The sequence below is a fragment of the Bradyrhizobium sp. HKCCYLS1011 genome, from assembly GCF_051167795.1.
Lineage (GTDB): Bacteria > Pseudomonadota > Alphaproteobacteria > Rhizobiales > Xanthobacteraceae > Bradyrhizobium.
In genome coordinates, this window is record NZ_JBNPTT010000001.1 from 403,469 (window position 1) to 422,890 (window position 19,422).

Consider the following 19,422-nt stretch of genomic DNA (forward strand, 5'->3'; position numbering starts at 1 on the left):
ACGCGGCCCGCGCTTTAGGGAAGTCGGCGGCAATGCCGTACTCGACCAGATGATGGCGCCGACCGGCCGGGCTGCGAATACACAGGGTCCGATGCGGACGGCGTGCGGCCGATCCTGGCCGTGATGATCAAACGTGCCGTTGTGCAGTTCTGGAACCGGCGTGATCTAGGTCAACGACGCATTCAGGGTCGATCGCAAATTAGCGCCACCCCACGAATCGGGGCTGGTACTGGCAGGCGGCCCCCATATATGGGGCACCTGCTTCGCGGCACTCGCCCGTGAACTTTGGGCTGGTCAGGAGCACCAAAGGTCATCAAAATGGCCCTGTTTACGATTTTTAAAGGGGTCTAGGGGCCCAATTGTGTGCTTGTCACTTGCACCTTCTGCGGGAACTTGTCATGGTTCGCATCGTTTTAAGCGCTGAAGGTGGTAATTTGCATGGTGGGTCTCATGACTGAAGTCGAAGTAATGAGGCTGCTCACGGTTTTTTCTGCGGCTGCCATGATTGTGCCTGCGGCCATCCTGGTATTTCGGATTTGGCAAAATTCGAGGCCCCGTTCTATCGTCTTTATCGATAAAGACGGAACGGTCGTGAAAGAAATTACCGCCGATAGCGTTCAGAAGCTGGACACCAACGAGTTGGTGCGCCTGCACGATCGCATTCGGCGCAATCATGACATCACCATCAGTACCCGAGCAGCCTAGCCAGACTCCAGTTCTTAAGACGACCGATCGGCCAGGCACGCTTTCCAAGGTGGCCGGAGCCGGGGCAGGTACTGGTTGGATCATAGCCGCACAAAAATTCGGCTTGAGCGAGGCATGGACGCTTGTCCTTGAATCGGCGGCTCCGTGGTTCGCTGTGGCGATTGGCGCGATCGGACCCTATGTATCTGCCTACATCATGAACAAGATTCGCTTAAGAGGCTTGAGAGCCATCATGGCGGACTTTGAAACTCAGGTGAAAGGCGCCCCGGATGGTTCGAAGAGCAGGGAGATCGCCGAAGCGAACATGGAACAGGTGCGATTGATGATAAACGAAAACATCATGGACACCGCCTCAATTTTTCACATGAGGCAAAAGCGGTAGGCGCGCGCAAGCGGATCTCTCCAGCCGGCCTGGTCAGCCGGTTTGTCGGTTCAGGTTCATGGGTCAATGTGCTCGAAAATCGAACTACCGAGCCGGTCCTTGATCGCCCAGCGTGGGGTCCAAAAGGTAGGCGTTTGACCAGGGGTCTTCAGCTCGCCCGTTGTTAGGTCTACTTCATAGTCGCTGCCGTCGCGGTGGCATCTCAGAAAAGTGCCGGCCACTGACAAAACGAGTGAGCCAGTCTTTGGCCTTTCCGTTTCGAAATTGGCGAGCTTTTGGTCTGCGAGTGCGTACGCTTCTTCATAAACGAATATTGGCTGACCCAGTTCAAAGAATTGATCAGATACCAATGACGGCAATCTCAGTTGCTTGCCCGGTGCATGCGTGAGCGCCACCGCGGCGAACCCATTTTGGTTCTTCTTAAGAGAGATCCCGTGCGCCGGCTCGATACCAACTCTGTACGCGAAGACGTTACCGGGAGAGAGATCCTTAAACCAAATGGTTTTGCCGATACCGCGAATTTCCATTCTCTGATCCGTCATCAACTTGCCAAAAGACAAGTAACCACCTACACGCAACCACAGGGCGAGCGCAAGCGGATTTCCGCAGCTTAGGGAATGGCCGGCACGCGCTATTGGTATTCAGGCTCGGTGCAGGCGGTTGCTGGCTTCCGAGCGCGAGCCAGTTAGCGCGGTGCAGAGAGGGGCCGGACCGGCCTTAGGCGACTAGCTTGAGCTTTGGCCCCTTCTTGCGGTTGCAGAACGTCTCCCAGGCCTTGAGCGCGGCTTTCCGCTTCTCCCAGACATCGCCACGGGCATAGGCAAGCTCGGCCGCTCCGCCTTCGATATGGTGCAGGCAGTATTCCAGGACTTCGCGCTCAATCGCGGTTTCGTTCTGGCCCCAGGTGCGGAAGGTCGAGCGGAAGCCGTGCACGGTCGCATTGCGGCCCATGTCGACCTTCAAGAGCTTCAGCATGGTGTTGTTTGAGCAGGTGGTGCCGGCTTTCAGGCCGGGGAATACGTATGTGTCATCCCAGCCTGCATCCTGGATTTCGCGCAGTAGAGCAATGACCGTATCGGTCAAGGGAACGTCGGCTTCCAGGGTGTTCTTCATCACCTTGCCTGGAATGACCCAGCGGCCCTTTTTCAGATCAAGCTGCGCCCATTGCATCTGTACGACTTCGATGGTGCGGACACAGGTGAGTATGCAAACCTCCAACATCTTGGCGCTTTGCGCCGTGAGGTTCCGCAGGTCCACCATGAAATCCGGCATGTCCTGATAGGGCAGGGCCTTGTGTTTGCCACGCAGCGATCCGGCTTTCGGCTGCTTCGGCAACAGGTGTTTGAGATTGTCTTCCCAGGTGGCGGGATTGATCGCATTGCGGTCAAGATGCCCCCTGGCTTTGGCGGCCCCGAACACGGTTTGCAGATGCCTGCGGGTCTCGCGCGCCGCGCTGGGCTTGCTGCGCCAAATCGGCTTTAGCACGTTCTCGACTTCGTCGACGCCGATCTGATCAATCGGCAGCTTATGGAGGGAAGCGCAATAGACATTGATGCAGCGCCACGCCTTGGCCTTGCTCTTGTCGCCCTTCAATCCCTCGATGATCTTCTGTTCCAGGATCGTGGCGGCGAACTCTTTGAACGACGGTGCCGAGCGCGCCGAGGCCGAAACCTGCTCGCGCATGAGCTTGGGATTGATGCCGTCGCGCGCTTGGTTACGGATTTCGCGGGCCTTCTTGCGGGCGGCGGCAAGGCCGACATCTGCGAGCGAGCCGATGCCCATTTTCTCCTGCTTCTTGGCCCATTGATATTTCACGATCCAACTTCGCCCGCCCATGCCGGTGACGCGGAGATAGAGGCCGCCGCCGTCGCAGTGTTCGCCGTCGGGAAGTGATTGCAATTCGGCGGGATTCAGGCCTTGGGAAATGCGCGCCATTGTCAGTTTCTTCTTGCTGTTCAACCCGTTTTGGCCGCGGGTTGGAGGTTAGAGTCTCTTTCCAGGTGCCAAACGGCCGGCACTGATTTTCCTAGGTTTTTGGGCTCGCGCGACCGGTGCAGCCCAAATCCGGGTAGGAGACCCAAACCTTAGCCTTGGGATTAACAGCGGGTCAAATTGGCCGCTGCGCTCGCGTGATAAATGGCGAACAATCACGAGTGGCTACGATACGAAAAACTCTATGTTTTGCGGGGTTTTTGAATTATTTATGAGTAGTGGCGAGCGATGAAAAACGATGGCGAGCTGAAACCTGGCGATCCCGGCAGGACTCGAACCTGCAACCCGCGGAGTAGAAATCCGCTACTCTATCCAGTTGAGCTACGGGACCATTCTGAACGCCGGCGACGACGGACGACTCCGCCGCGCCAGCTTGAATACCACCGCTATATGAAAAATTGTCCCGTTCGCCAAGATGATCCGAACCGGAATCGATGTTGCGGCGACAAAGCGGGGCAGGGAGTCATACGGCCATGTGTCCCCAGTATGCCACGGGGCCGGCCAACCCGGCAAAAGGCTTTCGGCGGAACGTCATGTCAATCGCACTGCTGTTGGAGACCGGACGGCTCCCCAAACCCTCGCCGCCGCTCCGCTTCGCTGCGAAGGGGGAAAGAGAGAAGAGGGCCGTTGCGCGGCTCTCGCCTCAATTCAATTGTGCGAGGCGAACCTGGCCGTTTCCGGCCACGGGCCGCCAGTCGGCATCCCCTGCCATCAGCCTGTCACCATTCCGCGCCCATCCTCGCCACGAATCGGCAACAGCGCGGACGCCCGTCTGTGCGTCCGAAGGAGTTTTCCCATGATCGGTCTGGTTCGCGCCGCCGCCCTCTGCGCCGCGCTGGCGCTCGGCCTTGCTTCGGCTTCCGCGGCCGAGAAGACGTTCAAGCGGGACGATCTCGCTGACGCCGCGATCAAGCTGGAGGCGCAGATCAAGAGCGAGGCGGGACCGGTCAACAAGCCGGTGGCGACGTTGCGCAACGATGCCGACGCGGCATTCCGCCGCAATGATTTCCGCAGCGGCCTGCAGATCATGGGCCAGATCGCGACGACCGCGCCCGACGATGCCGCCAACTGGCTGCGACTGGCTCGCACCATCGTCTTCCAGGTCAAGCCGGCCACCTCCAGCGAGCAGACTTTCCTGCTGGAGCGCGCCTCGACCGCCGCCTATATCGCCTATCAGCGCGCCGGCAATGCCGGCGAGGAGGCCGACGCGCTGGCCATGATCGGCCGCACCATGGCCGATCGCAAGCTGTGGCGGCCGGCGCTCGATGCGCTGCGCCTGTCGCTCGACCTGCGCGAGGTCGCTGATGTCAGGGGCCAGTACGAACGGCTGCGCGACGAGCACGGCTTCCGCCTGCTCGACTACACCGTGGATTCGGACTCCGCGAGCCCGCGCGCTTGCTTTCAATTCTCCGAGGATCTCGCCAAGCGGACCGATTTCACCCCCTTCGTGGCGCTGGCCGGCACCGACAAGCCGGCGCTGACCTCGGAGGATAAGCAGCTCTGCGTCGAAGGCCTCAAGCACGGCGAGCGCTACAATATTAATCTGCGCGCCGGCCTGCCGTCTACGGTGAAGGAGGCCTTACCGAAATCGGCCGAGTTCAACGTCTATGTCCGCGACCGCAAACCCTTCGTGCGCTTCACCGGCAAGGCCTATGTGCTGCCGCGCACCGGGCAGAAGGGCATTCCGCTGGTCAGCGTCAACACGCCGGCCGTCAGCGTCAACGTGTTCCGGATCGGCGACCGCAACCTGATCAACACGGTCATCGACAGCGACTTCCAGCGGCCGCTGTCGAGCTATCAGCTCTCAGATCTCGGCAACGAGCGCGGCATGAAGGTGTGGTCAGGCGAGCTTGCGACCGCGATGGCGCTGAACCAGGACGTCACCACGGCTTTTCCAGTCGACGAGGCGATCGGCGAGCTGCAGCCCGGTGTCTATGTGATGACTGCGGCGCCGAAAGGCCCGACAGCGACGAGCGACGAGGACGGCCAGCTTGCCACGCAATGGTTCATCGTCTCCGACCTTGGCGTCGCCGCCTTCTCCGGCAATGACGGCATCCACGTCTTCGTCAACTCGCTGGCCTCGACCGATCCGGTCGCGCGCGCCGAGGTGCGGCTGATCGCGCGCAACAACGAGATTCTCGCCACCCGCAAGACCGACAACGCCGGTCACGCGCTGTTCGAGACCGGCTTGGCGCGCGGTGAGGGCGGCCTTTCGCCGGCCATGCTGACCGTATCGGGGGAGAAGACTGACTATGCCTTCCTCAGCCTGAAGACGTCAGCCTTTGATCTCTCCGATCGCGGTGTCGCCGGGCGCGAGGCGCCGTCAGGCCCTGATGCCTTCGTCTATGCCGAGCGCGGAGTCTACCGTTCCAACGAGACCGTGTACCTCACGGCGCTGTTGCGCGACGGGCAGGGCAATGCGCTGACCGGCAGCCCACTCACGCTCGTGGTCGAGCGGCCCGACGGCGTCGAATTCCGCCGCGCCGTGCTTCCCGATCAGGGCGCTGGCGGCCGCTCGCTCGCCCTGCCGCTCAACTCCGCCGTGCCGTCGGGCACTTGGCGGGTCCGCGCCTTTACCGACCCGAAGGGATCGTCGGTCGGCGAGACCACCTTCATGGTCGAGGACTATATCCCGGAGCGGCTGGAGTTCGACGTCTCGTCGAGAGACAAGATGATCAAGGCCGACGCTCCAGTCGAGCTCAAGGTCGACGGTCATTTCCTCTATGGCGCACCGGCGTCCAGCCTGCAGCTCGAAGGCGACATGCTGGTCACGACCGCGGCCGAGCGGCCGGGCTTTGCCGGCTATCAGTTCGGCGTCGCCGACGAGGAGACGGCCTCCAACGAACGCACCCCGATCGAGAACCTGCCCGAGACCGATGACAAGGGCGCTGCGAGCTTCCCGGTCAGCCTGCCGAAGCCGCCGACCTCGACCCGCCCGCAGGAAGCCCAGATCTTCATCCGCATGGCGGAGACCGGCGGCCGCGCGGTCGAGCGCAAGCTCACGCTGCCGATCGCTGCGAACGCCGCGCAGATCGGCGTGAAGCCGCTGTTTGCCGACAAGAACGTCGGAGAGGGCGAGAAAGCCGATTTCGACGTCGTATTCGTCTCGCCCGAGGGCAAGACCCTGGCGCGCGGCGGCTTGCGCTATGAGCTCTTGAAGATCGAGTCGCGCTATCAATGGTACCGGCAGAATTCCTATTGGGACTACGAGCCGGTGAAGTCGACCCGCCGCGTCGCTGATGGCGATGTCGGCATCGCGGCTGACGGGCCGACGCGGCTGAGCTTCCAGCCGGAGGCCGGCCGCTACAGGCTCGACCTGAAATCGGCGGATGCCGACGGCCCGATCACCTCGGTGCAATTCGACGTCGGCTGGTATTCCGACGGTGGCGCCGATACGCCGGATCTGTTGGAGACCTCGATCGACAAGCCGCAATATCAGTCCGGCGATACCATGGTCGTCACGGTGAATGCGCGCACCGCCGGCAAGCTGACCGTCAACGTGGTCGGCGACCGGCTGCTCAGCACCCAGAGCGCCGACGTCAAGGAAGGCACCAACCAGGTCAAGCTCGTGGTCGGCAAGGATTGGGGCACGGGCGCCTATGTCGTGGCCACGTTGCGCCGGCCGCTCGATACGGCCGCGCAGCGCATGCCCGGTCGCGCCATCGGGCTGAAATGGTTCGGCATCGACAAATCGACGCGCACGCTCGCCGTGAACCTGGCGCCGCCGTCGCTGGTGCGGCCGGGCTCGACGTTGAAGATTCCGGTGAAGCTCGGCGGGCTCAATCCCGGCGAGGACGCCAAGATCGTGGTGGCGGCGGTCGATGTCGGCATTCTCAACCTCACCAACTACAAGCCGCCGGCGCCGGACGATTATTATCTCGGCCAGCGCCAGCTCTCGGCCGAGATCCGTGATCTCTATGGCCAGCTGATCGACGGCATGCAGGGCAGCCGCGGCCAGATCAAGACCGGCGGCGATGCCGGAGGCGCCGAGCTGCAGGGCAGCCCGCCGACGCAAAAGCCGCTCGCGCTTTATTCGGGCATCGTGACGGTCGGCCCCGACGGCGGCGCGGAGATCGCGTTCGATATTCCCGAGTTTGCGGGAACCGCGCGCGTCATGGCGGTGGCGTGGACCGCGACCAAGCTCGGCCGTGCGGTGACCGACGTCACCGTGCGCGATCCGGTGGTGCTGACTGCGACCCTGCCGCGCTTCCTGCTGCACGGGGATCACGGCACGCTGTCCTTCGATCTCGACAACGTCGAGGGCGCCCCCGGCGAATATACGATCGCGGTGAAGGCGAACGGGCCGGTGAAGGTCGCCGGCAATGCCAGCGTGACGATGAAGCTCGCGGCCAAGCAGCGCAGCTCGGCGACGCTCGGCCTCGATGCCAGCGGTACTGGCACTGGGCAGTTCGACGTCGACATCAAGGGGCCGAACGGGCTAACGCTGGCGCGGCATTATCAGCTCGACGTCAAGCCGGCGACCCAGGTGCTGGCGCGGCGCTCGATCCGCACGCTCGCCAAAGGCGAGAGCCTGACGCTCTCGTCAGACATGTTCTCCGACCTCGTCCCGGGCACCGGCACGGTGTCGCTGTCGGCGAGCCTGTCGAGCGCGCTCGATGCGGCAACGATCCTCAAGGCGCTCGATCGTTATCCGCATGGCTGCTCGGAGCAGATCACCAGCCGGGCGATGCCGCTGCTCTATGTCAACGAGCTCGCAGCCGGTGCGCATCTCGCCATGGATACCGAGATCGATCAACGCATCCGCGATGCGATCGATCGGTTGTTGGCGCGCCAGGGTTCGAACGGCTCGTTCGGCCTGTGGTCGGCGGGCGGCGATGATCCCTGGCTCGACGCCTATGTCACGGACTTCCTGACCCGTGCCCGCGAAAAGGGCTTTGCGGTGCCGGACGTGCTGTTCAAGAGTGCGCTCGACCGTGTCAGGAACTCGGTGGTCAATGCCGACGAGCCGGAGAAAACGGGCGGCCGCGATCTCGCCTACGGCCTCTATGTGCTCGCACGCAATGGCGTGGCGCCGATCGGTGATCTGCGCTATCTCGCCGACACCAAGCTGAACAACCTCGCGACGCCGATTGCGAAGTCGCAGCTTGCTGCCGCACTGGCGCTGGTCGGCGACCGCGCCCGCGCCGAGCGGGTCTATGCAGCCGCAGCCGACAGCCTATCGCCGAAGCCTGCGTTGGTGTTCGGCCGCAGCGATTACGGCTCGGACCTGCGCGATGCCGCGGCGCTGGTGTCACTGGCAGGCGAGGGCAATGCGCCGAAGGCGACGTTGACCCAGGCCGTGATGCGGGTCGAAGCGGCGCGCGGGCTCACGCCCTATACCTCGACGCAGGAGAATGCGTGGCTCGTGCTGGCCGCGCGGGCGCTCGCCAAGGAGGCGCTTGCGCTCGATGTCAACGGCCAGGCGGTGAAGACTGCGCTCTACCGCAGCTATCGTGCCGCGGAGGTGGTGGGCCAGCCGCTCAAGGTCACCAACACCGGTAACGCGCCCGTGCAGGCGGTGGTCTCGGTCTCGGGTTCGCCGGTGACGCCGGAGCCTGCAGCCGCGAACGGCTTCAAGATCGAGCGCAGCTACTACACGCTTGATGGCAAGCCGGCCGATGTCAGCAAGGCCAAACAGAACGACCGCTTCGCGGTGGTGCTCAAGATCACCGAGGCCAAGCCGGAGTTCGGCCACATCATGGTGTCGGACTATCTCCCTGCGGGCTTCGAGATCGACAATCCGCATCTGGTGTCGTCGGGCGACAGTGGAACCCTCGACTGGATCGAGGACGGTCAGGAGCCCGTCAACACCGAGTTCCGTGACGACCGCTTCACGGCTGCGCTCGACCGCGCCGCCGACGCGAAAGCCGTGTTCGCGGTCGCCTACGTCGTGCGCGCGGTCTCGCCTGGGAAGTATGTGCTGCCGCAAGCCTATGTTGAGGACATGTACAACCCGTCGCGCTATGGTCGCACCGGCACGGGCTCGCTGGAGGTTCGCGCGGCGAAATGAGCGAAGGTGTAACCAGCGGCAAGACGAAGCGGCGGGTCGGGCGTCTTGCGGCGACAGCCGCGGCCCTGCTGCTCGTCGCTGTGACGACCTGCGCCGCCTGGATCGTCTCTCTCGGCCCGTTGCCGCTGCAGGAGGCGCGCGCCGTCTCCACCACCATCGTCGACCGCAACGGCAAGCTGCTGCGCGCCTATGCGATGGCCGACGGCCGCTGGCGGTTGCCGGTCGACGCCAAAAAGGAGGTCGACCCCACCTATCTCAAGCTCTTGCTTGCCTATGAGGATCAACGCTTCTTCGACCATCACGGTGTGGATCCCAAAGCGCTGGCGCGGGCCGCGGTTCAGCTTGGTACGAGCGGCCATATCGTCTCCGGCGGCTCGACCATCACGATGCAGCTGGCGCGGCTGATCGAGCCGCGGCAGCGTCGCTCGCTGCAGTTCAAGCTGCGCCAGATCGTGCGGGCGCTCGAGATCGAGCGCGAGATGAGCAAGGACGAGATCCTCGATCTCTATCTCACGCTCGCGCCCTATGGCGGCAATCTCGAAGGCATTCGCGCTGCCTCGATCGCCTATTTCGGTAAGGAGCCGAAGCGGCTGTCGCTGGCCGAGGCCGCGCTCCTAGTCGCGCTGCCGCAGTCGCCCGAGACGCGCCGGCTTGACCGTTACCCGGACGCCGCCAAGAAAGGCCGCGACCGCGTGCTCGACCGCATGGTCTCCGAGCATGTCGTGTCCGAAGAGGACGCCTTACAAGCGAAGGCGCAACCCGTCCCACGCCTGCGCCACCCGATGCCGATATTGGCGCCGCATGCAGCCGACCAAGCCGCCGCCGCGGTCAAGGACCAAGCGGTGATCAAGCTGACGCTCGATGCCGGTCTGCAGAAGGTGCTCGAGCCGCTCGCGCATGATCGCGCCGCGAGCCTGGGGCCGAACATCTCGGTCGGCATCATCGTGGTCGACAATGACAGCGGCGACGTGCTCGCCCATGTCGGCTCGGCGGACTATTTCGATCCGCGCAGGGCAGGGCAGGTCGACATGACGCGCGCGGTGCGCTCGCCGGGATCGACCTTGAAGCCGTTCATCTATGGGCTGGCGTTCGAGGACGGCTTCGTGCATCCGGAGAGCCTGATCGACGACCGGCCGGTGCGCTTCGGCTCTTATGCGCCGGAAAATTTCGACATGACCTATCAAGGCACGGTGCCGGTGCGCAAAGCGCTGCAGCTGTCGTTGAACGTGCCGGCCATCGTGCTGCTCGATCGGGTCGGCGCAAGCCGGCTGTCGGCGCGGCTGAAGCAGGCCGGCGCCAATCTCGTCCTGCCGAAGGACGAAGCGCCGGGCCTTGCGATGGGCCTCGGCGGCGTCGGCGTCACGCTGCAGGATCTCGCGCAGCTCTATTCCGGATTTCCGCGGCTTGGCAGTGCCATACCGCTGCGCGAGATCATGCTCAAGGACGACGCTCGCGAGCCGATGCGGTTGATGGACGCGGCCGCGGCCTGGCAGGTCGGCAACGTGCTGTTGGGAACACCTCCGCCTGATAATGCGGCACGTGGCCGCATCGCCTTCAAGACCGGCACCAGCTACGGCTACCGTGATGCTTGGTCGGTCGGTTTCGACGGCCGGGTCACCATCGGCGTTTGGGTCGGGCGTCCCGATGGCGCGCCGGTTCCCGGGCTGATCGGGCGCGCGGCTGCGGCGCCCATCCTGTTCGATGCGTTTGCCCGAACGGGCAAATTGCCCGCGGCACTTCCCAGGCCCCCAAAGGGGACGCTGGTCTCCGGCAATTCCAAGTTGCCGCTGCCGTTGCGCCGGTTCCGGCCGTTCGGGGAACTGGTCCGAGCCGGCGCGGAACAGGCGCCCCGTATCCAGTTCCCGCTGAATGGATCGCGGATCGACGTCGACCGGGCCAATGGCTCGGATGCTGCCGCGATGCCCGTGAAGGTCTCCGGTGGCGTGCTACCGATCACCATGCTGGTCAATGGACTTGCGGTCGGCGAGATCGACAGCCGCCGCCTGCGCCTGATCGATCCCCCTGGGCCGGGTTTTGCGCGCCTGACGGTCATTGATGCCACCGGCGCTGCGGACACAGTTGTGGTCAGAATTCAGTGACATCACGCTAAGCGGTTGTCGGCATGGTGGTTTCAGCGTATGCGGAACCCCATGGTTGAGACCTATGCCCGTCCCCGTTTTGGAGAGCCCCGTGAGCCGAAGAACCTGGTCAATCCAGGAAACCGGCTGGCGCGGTTGCTCGACGTCGTCACGGTCAGCCACGTCCGGGCCGTGGCGTTCCTGCTCGTCTGCGGACTGCTCTTGTTCCTGCCGGGCTTCTTCTCCATTCCGCCCGTCGATCGCGACGAGGCCCGCTTCGCGCAGGCGACCAAGCAGATGGTGGAGACCGGCGATTACGTCGACATCCGCTTTCAGGATGACGTGCGCTACAAAAAACCGGTCGGCATCTACTGGTTGCAATCGGCCGCGGTGGAGACGGCCTCTGCACTTGGCCTGCCAAGGGCGCAATTGCGCATCTGGATCTATCGGATTCCATCCCTGATCGGCGCAATCGGCGCTGTGCTTCTGACCTACTGGACGGGGCTCGCCTTCGTCACCCGCCGCGGCGCAGTCTTGGCAGCGCTGATGCTGGGCTGCTCGGTTCTGCTGGGAGTCGAGGCGCGGCTCGCCAAGACCGACGCGATGCTGCTGCTGACTGTCGTCGCCGCGATGGGCGCGCTGGCGCGAGTCTATCTGTCATGGCAGCGCGGGGAGGATCCCGAGCGTCCGCCGTGGAGCTGGCCCGCGATCTTCTGGACCGCGCTTGCGGCGGGCGTCCTGATCAAAGGGCCGCTGATCCTGATGTTCGCAGGCCTTGCCATCGTCGCACTTGCGATCGTGGATCGGGGCGCCTCCTGGCTGTGGCGGCTGCGCCCGCTGTGGGGGCTGATGTGGATGCTGGTGCTGGTGCTGCCCTGGTTCATCCTCATCACGTTGCGGGCCGGCGAGACCTTTTTCACCGACTCCGTCGGCGGCGACATGCTGAGCAAGTTGGCGGCCCAGGAATCCCATGGCGCGCCGCCCGGAGTTTACCTGCTGTTGTTCTGGATCACATTCTGGCCGGGTGCGCCGTTGGCGGCGATGGCGGCCCCGGCGGTCTGGCGGGCGCGTCGGGAGCCCGGCGCGCAGTTCCTGCTGGCGTGGCTCGTTCCGTCCTGGATTGTGTTCGAGGCCGTGCTGACCAAGCTGCCGCATTACGTGCTGCCGCTGTACCCGGCGATCGCGATCCTCGCCGTCGGCGCGCTCGAACGGCGCGTGCTGTCCCGGGGCTGGCTCCGGAGGGGCGCTGCGTGGTGGTTTGGGATTCCGGCGATCACCTCACTGGTCGCCGTGATCGGAGCCATCACCGTGACGCGGCAGCCGGTGTTTCTGGCCTGGCCATTCGTTGCGGCCGCGCTCATTTTCGGCCTGTTCGCATGGTGGCTGTACGAGGATGGGCGCGCCGAACGGTCGCTGTTGAATGCGGCGGTCTCCGCCATGTTTCTCGCCTTCGCCGTGTACGGCGTGGTGCTGCCGGCGCTGACCCCGTTATTCCCGAGCGCCGAGATTGCGCGCGCCTTGCGCAACGTGGTCTGCGTCGGTCCGAAGGCCGCTGCCGCCGGTTTCCAGGAGCCGAGCCTCGTGTTCATGACGGGCACCGGGACCTTGCTGACGGACGGCTCGGGCGCTGCCGATTTCCTGAGCCAAGGCACCTGCCGCTTTGCGCTGGTCGAGCAGCGCTCCGAGCGCAGCTTCGTGCAGCGCGCCGAAGCGATCGGATTGCGCTACAACGTGGCCAAGCGCATCGACGGCTACAATATCTCGCAAGGACGTCCGGTCACGATCTCGATCTTCCGCTCGGAAGGCACCGAGTGATGGCCGTTCCCGAGAGCGGAACCAAGGCGCCTGGCTATGGTTCGCAGCTCGTTGCCGTTGTTGGGCCGGGGCTCGCGCAGCTGGTGCGTCCGCCGCAGGCGTCGCATAAGCAAGAAGCTGCGCAACGCCTCGCGCGCCAGCTGCTCGCGCTGAGCGCGATGACCATCGGCCTGATGTTGCTCCTGATGTTCACTTTCGACGTGACCGCGATCCAATCGATGCCGCCGCGCGGCATGCCCGGCCTCTGGCCGGTCCGGATCTTCACCGATTTCGGCAAGGACGAGTATGTGCTCGGGGTTCTCGCAGCCGCGCTGATCCTGGTAGTGTTGGCGGTGCCGCTCCGGCCGCAGGGCTCGCGCAGCCGCCTGTTGCATCTCGGGACGCATCTTCAATATCTGTTTCTCGCCGTGTTGATCCCGATCCTCTGTGCCCAGCCCCTGAAATGGATCATCGGTCGTGGTCGGCCCTTTGTGGGCGGCAAGGCGAACGCATTCAATTTTCAGCCGTTCAACGGCACCGAGGCCTATTTCGGCCTGCCGTCGGCCCATGCCGTGACCGCTTTCGCGCTGGCCTTTGCTATGGCCGCGGTATGGCCGCGGCTGCGGATTCCCATGTATCTCTATGCTGTGGCAATCGCGCTGAGCCGGCTGGTGCTGCTCGCGCATCATCCGAGCGATGTGGTCGGCGGCGCTCTGGTGGGCCTCATCGGCGCCATGCTGGTGCGGTACTGGTTTGCGGCACGCCAGCTCGGCTTTGCCGTCGGTGAGGGCGGCCAGATTGTCCCGCGCTGAACCAGAAGCGCTACCGCTGTAAACCCGATCTCGACAGCGTCCGGCAGCCTCAAAAGGGTTGCGAGGCGGCCTGGAGCCCCATAAGAAGCCCCCGCGGGAGGCCGGGCGGAGCCCGCCCCGATTTGACCCCTCCCATCATGAGCGCCGATTTGCCGTCTTCCGACCATCCCTTGCCCGTGTCCGTCTCCATCGTCGTTCCCGTGCGGAACGAGGCGGGCAACATTGCGCCGCTGATTGCCGAGATCACGGGCGCCTTGGACGGGCTCTGGGCTTACGAGATCGTCTATGTGAATGACGGCTCGACCGACGCTACGGCCGAGCGCCTCGCTGACGAAATGACGCGGCGGGCGAATCTCCGTGTGGTCAGCCATGAGCAGTCGACCGGACAATCCGCTGCCGTGCGCAGCGGCGTGCGCGCGGCCCACGGCGCCGTCGTCGCGACGCTGGATGGCGACGGCCAGAATGATCCGGCGTTCCTGCCCGATCTGATCGCAGCGCTCGAGAAGGGGGGGACGCAGGTCGGCCTCGCCGCCGGCCAGCGCGTCGGGCGCAAGGACACCGGCTTCAAGAAGCTGCAATCGCGTCTCGCCAATCGGATCCGCAACGCCGTGCTCCATGACGGCACCCGCGACACCGGCTGCGGCCTGAAGGCGTTTCGCCGCGACGTGTTCCTGATGATGCCTTATTTCGACGGCCTCCACCGCTTCTTGCCGGCCCTGGTGCGCCGAGAAGGGTTCGAGATCGCCTATGTCGATGTCATCGACCGTCCGCGCCGTTCGGGTGTGTCGAATTACGGCTTCTTCGACCGGCTGTGGATCGGGATCATGGATCTCTTCGGCGTCTGGTGGCTGATCCGCCGCAAGAAGCCCACGCCGATCGCGACCGAGGTGAATCGATGCTGATCCAGTACGGACAGGCGCTGAGCAACTACATCTACGACATCTTTGTCGCCAAGTTCGACTTCTGGCTGGCTTTCGGCCTTGCGGCGCAGCTCGCATTCGCGGCGCGCTTCCTGGTGCAATGGATCGCAAGCGAGCGCGCCGGCAAAAGCGTGGTGCCACTTGCATTCTGGTTCTTCTCGATCGGCGGCGGCGTCATGACGCTGATCTACGGTCTGGTGAAGCGTGAGCCGGTCATCATCTTCGGCCAGCTTCTGTCGAACATCATCTATATCCGCAACGTGATGCTGATCTTCAAAAGCCGTCAGAAGGAATCGCAGACGCTGAGCGGCTGACGGCCTGCGCGGACCCGCGGTCTGTATGCGGGAACATTGAGATCGTCATGGTCAATAACCACGTCTTGGCTCGGATTGCCGAGGAGTGGAACCGATGCTGCGCGTGGATTTCAGAACCGACGCTTATCTTCGCGACCCCGCTGTAAGCCTCGCGAAGTTGCGAGCGGCCGGTCCGATCGTGAAAGTGCATTTCCCGATCGTAGGCGAGACCTGGATCACCACGACCAACGATCTGGCCGTTCGTGTTCTCAAGGACAACGACACCTTCACGATGCGCCAGAACGGCAAAGTCGCCGGTCAGCGCTGGTGGATGCCGCCGTCGCTGCGCACGCTGACGCTCAACATGTTGAGCATGGACGAGCCAGACCATACCCGTCTGCGTGGCATCGTCGACGAAGCGTTTCGTCGGCGTGCGATTCTCGATATGGAACCACGGATCTTCGCCTTGGCCGACGAGCTTGCGGCGGAGTTGTTTGCTGAAGGAAAGCCAGCCGATCTGGTCGAGCGCTATGCGCGGAAACTGCCGTTGTCGGTGATCTGTGAGCTGCTGGGCTTGCCGCGCGCCGACCGGCCGCGGTTCATCGCGTGGGCGAACAGCCTCACCCGTCTGAGCGGAATGCTCAGCTTTGTCAAAATGATCGCCGGCCTGGGGTCGATGAAACGCTACCTGGAAGGCCGCTTGCGGATTGCACGCGACACCGGCGGTGAAGGCTTGATCGCGGAGCTGGTTCGCGTCGAACAGGAGGGCGGCCGCATCAGCAGCGATGAGATGGTGGCGATGGTCTTTCTCCTGCTCGGGGCCGGATCAGAGACCACCACGCATCTGATCAGCGGATCGGTCTACGAGCTTACCAAGGACCCTGCGTTGCGCGATTGGCTCGAGGCGGATTGGGGCCGCGTCAATCTGGCAATCGAGGAGTTCTTGCGCTTCGTCGCGCCGGTTCAGTTCACCAAGCCGCGCATCGTCAGGACCGACATCGATCTCGGTGGCGCCAGGCTGAAGCAGGGCGACAAGATCATGGCCATGCTGGCGGCGGCCAACATGGATCCTGATGCCAATCAGCACCCCGAGAAGCTCGATCTCGCGCGCAAGCCCAACCATCATCTGTCATTCGGCACCGGTATCCATTTCTGCCTGGGCCATCAACTCGCCCGCATCGAGGGCAAATGCGCGCTCGAGGCGCTGTTCAAGCGCTGGCCGAAATTGCAGTTGGCCGTGCCTCCGGACCAGGTTCGTTGGCGCCCGCGGCCCGGTCTCAGGGCGATCGAAAAGCTCCCCGTCGCGATCCAGATGCAATGAGTGCCCTTTGGCAGCTTTGGTTCGGCGGCATGTGCGTCCGTCCGTCGGACTTTGCCAATGTGAGAATGTTTTGTATCGTTGGTCGTCGACTACCAAAAAATCCAGAGATCTTGTCCTTGAAATTGTTCGCAAGCACGCGTGCGGGTGCGACAGGATGAGACATAATTGTGGGGGAGACCATGACCAGAAAATACTATCTCTGCATTGCGGCCATCGCCGGTATTTTGCTGCAACTCGGCGCAGGAGGATCGGCGAGCGCCGGCTCGCCAGGCAAGAGCGTCACGATTGGGACGACGTTTCCCGACCGCTTCCCAGTGATCCGGAATTTCTACCTGGGACAGCCGGCGATTGGCTTCGGCTCGGAGATCGGCCGGGTCGAGCACGTCCCGGTTATCTTCCTCCACGGCAACAACGACACGCCGTTCCCGACCGCCTGCAATCCATTCGGTCGCATGCAGGCCTTCGCGCAATCCTTCCTGGATCACGGCTACCATCCCAGCGAGCTCTGGGGTCTGGGCTATCAAGGCGATCAGTGCGACCTGGCACAGGATAATACCCATCGCTCAGGCATCTCGCACACCACGGCAGCGGCCGTGCCGATGCTGCGCGAATTCGTCAAGGCGGTGCTCGATTTCACGGGCGCCAAGCGCGTCGACATCGTCGCCCACAGCCTCGGCGTCACCGTCGCGCGCGAATGGATGCTGCAGGACAATGCCTACCGCAAGGTCCGCGCCTTGGTGGCGATAGATGGACCCAATCACGGTATCATCGATTGCTCGCCCAACCCGGGCAACTTCTATCAATTGCCGAGCGGCGGCGGCTTCACACCGAGCAGCGCGGTCTGCGACGAATACGGCTCCGACCACACGCAGTTACTCAACGTCCTGAATGCCGCGGGCGAGACGCACGGTCCCACGCGTTACCTGGTCATCCGCAACAAGCCGGGATCACCCGACTTCGTCTACAACAGCCTGCCAGACGGCGTGCTTCCGGGCGTTCCCGCCGAGGACCGCGACGGCAAACCGCATGATTTCACCGCCAGCGCCGGTCTGGCCGGCGCCGAGACGATCGACCTTGTCGGCCAGGGGCAATTCGACCCGGTGCTCGCCACCTCGCATCTCGGGATCCTCAACTCTCCCGAGACGCGCGATGCCGCGCTGCGGTTCTTGACCTCCTTGCGAGGACGGGCCGATCAGGAAGGCAGCGATTAGCAAGGTCCTGACGTGCGGGCGCGCCCTGCATGCTGAGCGAGCGGCCCGTCGCGGCGTCCGCATGAATGTCTGCAAGCGACGCGTTTGGGCGGCCCATCCTGCTTCAGTGCGGCTATCTATGGATGGGCCGGTCGCGATGACAGGCGTTCGGCCTGGCTGCTCTCTGAGGCCGTCACAGTGGCGGCTTCGCCGGCCGCGTCGAGCGCGGAATAGGCGACGGAGCAGATGTGGGAATGAATGCGCCGGAGGTCGCGCAGGACGTCCAGGTGCAGCGAGCTGGTTTCCAACGTGTCGGGGCGCCCTTCGCGGAGACGATCGAGATGCCGTTCGGTGGCACCGAGCTCGACGTTCTTCAGCTCGACCTTTTCCGAGAGTAGCGCCCGCGCCTCATGCACGTCGCCGGACATGAAGACGCCGAACGCCATGCGCAGGGCGTCCAGAGTTTTCTTATGGAACGACGCCAGCTCTTTCGCGCCCTCGGGAGAAAACTGGAGCCTCCGCTTGAGCTTCTTGGTTGCGAGCTCGCTCAAGTTCTTGTCGATGATGTCGCCGATATGCTCGAGGTTGATCGCGAACGAGATGATCTCCATCGCGCGCTTGCCTTCGCGGTCGTCGAGGCTGCCGCGGGTCAGCTTGGCGATGTAGAGCTTGACGGCTTCGTGGAGCCTGTCGACGACGTTGTCGGTGCGCGACACTTGGCCGACCAGAACTCGGTCGTTCGTCATCATTGCGGTCATGACGTCGCGTAGCATGGTCTCGATGAAATCCCCCATGCGCAAGGTCTCACGGGCAGCGTCGGTGAGGGCAAGCGAAGGTGTTTCCAGCGCGGTCTCGTCGAGATAGCGCGGCCTGGCCGGATCGGTGTCTGCCGTGCGCTCCGGAAACAACATCCTGAGCAGCCGCTCCATGGGGGCGAGCAGGCCGACGAAGACCAGCGCGGTCGCGAGGTTGAACGCCATGTGGAAGAGAGCGACGAGCTTGGACGGATCAGGCTGCAGCGTCTGCAAATGGTCAGCGAGCGGCTGCAGGAAAGGGACGAAGACGATCACGCCGACGAGCCGGTTCAGCAGGTTGCCGACCGGCAGCCGATAGCTTGCCGGATTGTCGCGCCTGATACCCTCGAACACCGGATTGATCGCGCTGCCAAGATTGGCGCCCAGAACCAGCGCCAAGGCGGCACTGGACGAAATGAAATGCGCATAGGCAAGCGACATGATCAGCAGCACACTGGCAACGCTGGAATGGACGAGCCATGTTACGGCGGCACCGAGGGCAACGCAGAGCACAAGGTCCCCGGTAATTGCCGCCATGACGATGCGCAGGCCTGGGGTCTGTTCGGCCGGCGCCAGTGTGTCCAGTAGAATGTGCAGCGACAGCAGCATCAAGCCCAGGCCGATGGAGACGCGGCCGAGATCCTTGATCCGCGAACGAGGGCCGCTTCGAAAAGCGACGAGGCCAAGAACGAACAGCACGGGCGCAATGGCCGCGATGTTGAAGGAAAGCACCTGAACGATCAGCGTGGTGCCGATATTGGCGCCGAGCATGATCGCGAGCGCGGGCACCAGCCCGACCAATCCCTCAGCTGCGAAAGAGCTTGTGATGAGCGCGGTCGCCGTGCTGCTCTGAAGCAGGGCCGTCAGGCCAATGCCTGCGGCGAGCGCGCTGAAGCGGTTGCGCAGCGCTTTCCCCAGCAGCACGCGAAGATCGGGACCAAAGGCGCGCAAAATCCCGCTGTGGACCATGTGCAGTCCCCACAGCAGCAACGCCACGCCACCCATCAAGTCGAGCAGGACCATTGTTCCCATTCGCGTCGGCTTTCGCTCACGACCAAGCTAGCGCCGATCCGTGGCGGATCAACGGTTTTCGGCGGGATTGGCTCCAAGTGTCGGTCCAGGCGCGGGCGC

At 63.7% G+C, this 19,422-nt stretch carries 13 protein-coding genes and 1 tRNA gene; 10 read left to right on the plus strand and 4 right to left on the minus strand.

Annotation, left to right across the window (positions count from 1 at the left end):
- Window positions 1-450 precede the first annotated feature (450 nt).
- Window positions 451-705, plus strand: a complete 255-nt coding sequence (locus ACQR1W_RS01935) for a hypothetical protein (RefSeq protein WP_434849231.1) — start codon at window positions 451-453, stop codon at window positions 703-705.
- Window positions 674-1,087, plus strand: a complete 414-nt coding sequence (locus ACQR1W_RS01940; protein WP_434849232.1) for a hypothetical protein — start codon at window positions 674-676, stop codon at window positions 1,085-1,087. The genes ACQR1W_RS01935 and ACQR1W_RS01940 overlap by 32 nt, the downstream gene beginning before the upstream one ends.
- Window positions 1,088-1,143: 56 nt before the next feature.
- Here ACQR1W_RS01940 and ACQR1W_RS01945 read toward each other — a convergent pair whose 3' ends face one another.
- From ACQR1W_RS01945 to ACQR1W_RS01955, 3 genes are all read right to left on the minus strand, one after another.
- Window positions 1,144-1,614 (minus strand): hypothetical protein, encoded by a 471-nt coding sequence (locus ACQR1W_RS01945; protein WP_434849233.1) that lies wholly within the window; start codon window positions 1,612-1,614, stop codon window positions 1,144-1,146.
- A 190-nt stretch (window positions 1,615-1,804) separates the two neighbouring features.
- Window positions 1,805-3,022: a tyrosine-type recombinase/integrase gene (locus ACQR1W_RS01950; protein WP_434849234.1), complete on the minus strand. Its 1,218-nt coding sequence runs from the start codon at window positions 3,020-3,022 to the stop codon at window positions 1,805-1,807.
- 311 nt (window positions 3,023-3,333) lie between these two features.
- Window positions 3,334-3,410, minus strand: a tRNA-Arg gene (locus ACQR1W_RS01955).
- Between the two features lie 465 nt (window positions 3,411-3,875).
- On the opposite strand from ACQR1W_RS01955, the gene ACQR1W_RS01960 reads away from it, so the two are divergent.
- The 8 genes from ACQR1W_RS01960 (at window position 3,876) to ACQR1W_RS01995 (ending at window position 17,518) form a co-directional block, all read left to right on the plus strand.
- A complete protein-coding gene (locus ACQR1W_RS01960) occupies window positions 3,876-9,089 on the plus strand; it encodes an alpha-2-macroglobulin family protein (RefSeq protein ID WP_434849235.1) in 5,214 nt (1,737 codons plus the stop codon).
- Window positions 9,086-11,188: a penicillin-binding protein 1C gene (pbpC, locus tag ACQR1W_RS01965; protein ID WP_434849236.1), complete on the plus strand. Its 2,103-nt coding sequence runs from the start codon at window positions 9,086-9,088 to the stop codon at window positions 11,186-11,188. The genes ACQR1W_RS01960 and pbpC overlap by 4 nt, the downstream gene beginning before the upstream one ends.
- Window positions 11,189-11,239: 51 nt before the next feature.
- On the plus strand, window positions 11,240-12,982 hold the full coding sequence (locus ACQR1W_RS01970; protein WP_434849237.1) for an ArnT family glycosyltransferase: 1,743 nt from the start codon (window positions 11,240-11,242) through the stop codon (window positions 12,980-12,982).
- A complete protein-coding gene (locus ACQR1W_RS01975) occupies window positions 12,982-13,773 on the plus strand; it encodes a phosphatase PAP2 family protein (protein WP_434849238.1) in 792 nt (263 codons plus the stop codon). Before ACQR1W_RS01970 ends, ACQR1W_RS01975 begins: the two co-directional genes overlap by 1 nt.
- Before the next feature lie 137 nt (window positions 13,774-13,910).
- Window positions 13,911-14,675 (plus strand): glycosyltransferase family 2 protein, encoded by a 765-nt coding sequence (locus ACQR1W_RS01980; RefSeq protein ID WP_434849239.1) that lies wholly within the window; start codon window positions 13,911-13,913, stop codon window positions 14,673-14,675.
- Complete coding sequence (locus ACQR1W_RS01985) at window positions 14,669-15,007, plus strand: lipid-A-disaccharide synthase N-terminal domain-containing protein (RefSeq protein ID WP_434849240.1); 339 nt, start codon at window positions 14,669-14,671, stop codon at window positions 15,005-15,007. Before ACQR1W_RS01980 ends, ACQR1W_RS01985 begins: the two co-directional genes overlap by 7 nt.
- Window positions 15,008-15,101: 94 nt before the next feature.
- The gene (locus tag ACQR1W_RS01990; protein WP_434849241.1) at window positions 15,102-16,307 is read left to right on the plus strand and encodes a cytochrome P450; all 1,206 of its coding nucleotides are present in this window, start codon (window positions 15,102-15,104) and stop codon (window positions 16,305-16,307) included.
- A gap of 179 nt (window positions 16,308-16,486) precedes the next feature.
- Window positions 16,487-17,518, plus strand: a complete 1,032-nt coding sequence (locus ACQR1W_RS01995) for a hypothetical protein (RefSeq protein WP_434849242.1) — start codon at window positions 16,487-16,489, stop codon at window positions 17,516-17,518.
- Window positions 17,519-17,634: 116 nt separating this feature from the next.
- Here the strand turns inward: ACQR1W_RS01995 and ACQR1W_RS02000 are convergent, their stop codons facing one another.
- Complete coding sequence (locus tag ACQR1W_RS02000) at window positions 17,635-19,323, minus strand: Na/Pi cotransporter family protein (protein WP_434849243.1); 1,689 nt, start codon at window positions 19,321-19,323, stop codon at window positions 17,635-17,637.
- Window positions 19,324-19,422: the final 99 nt, after the last annotated feature.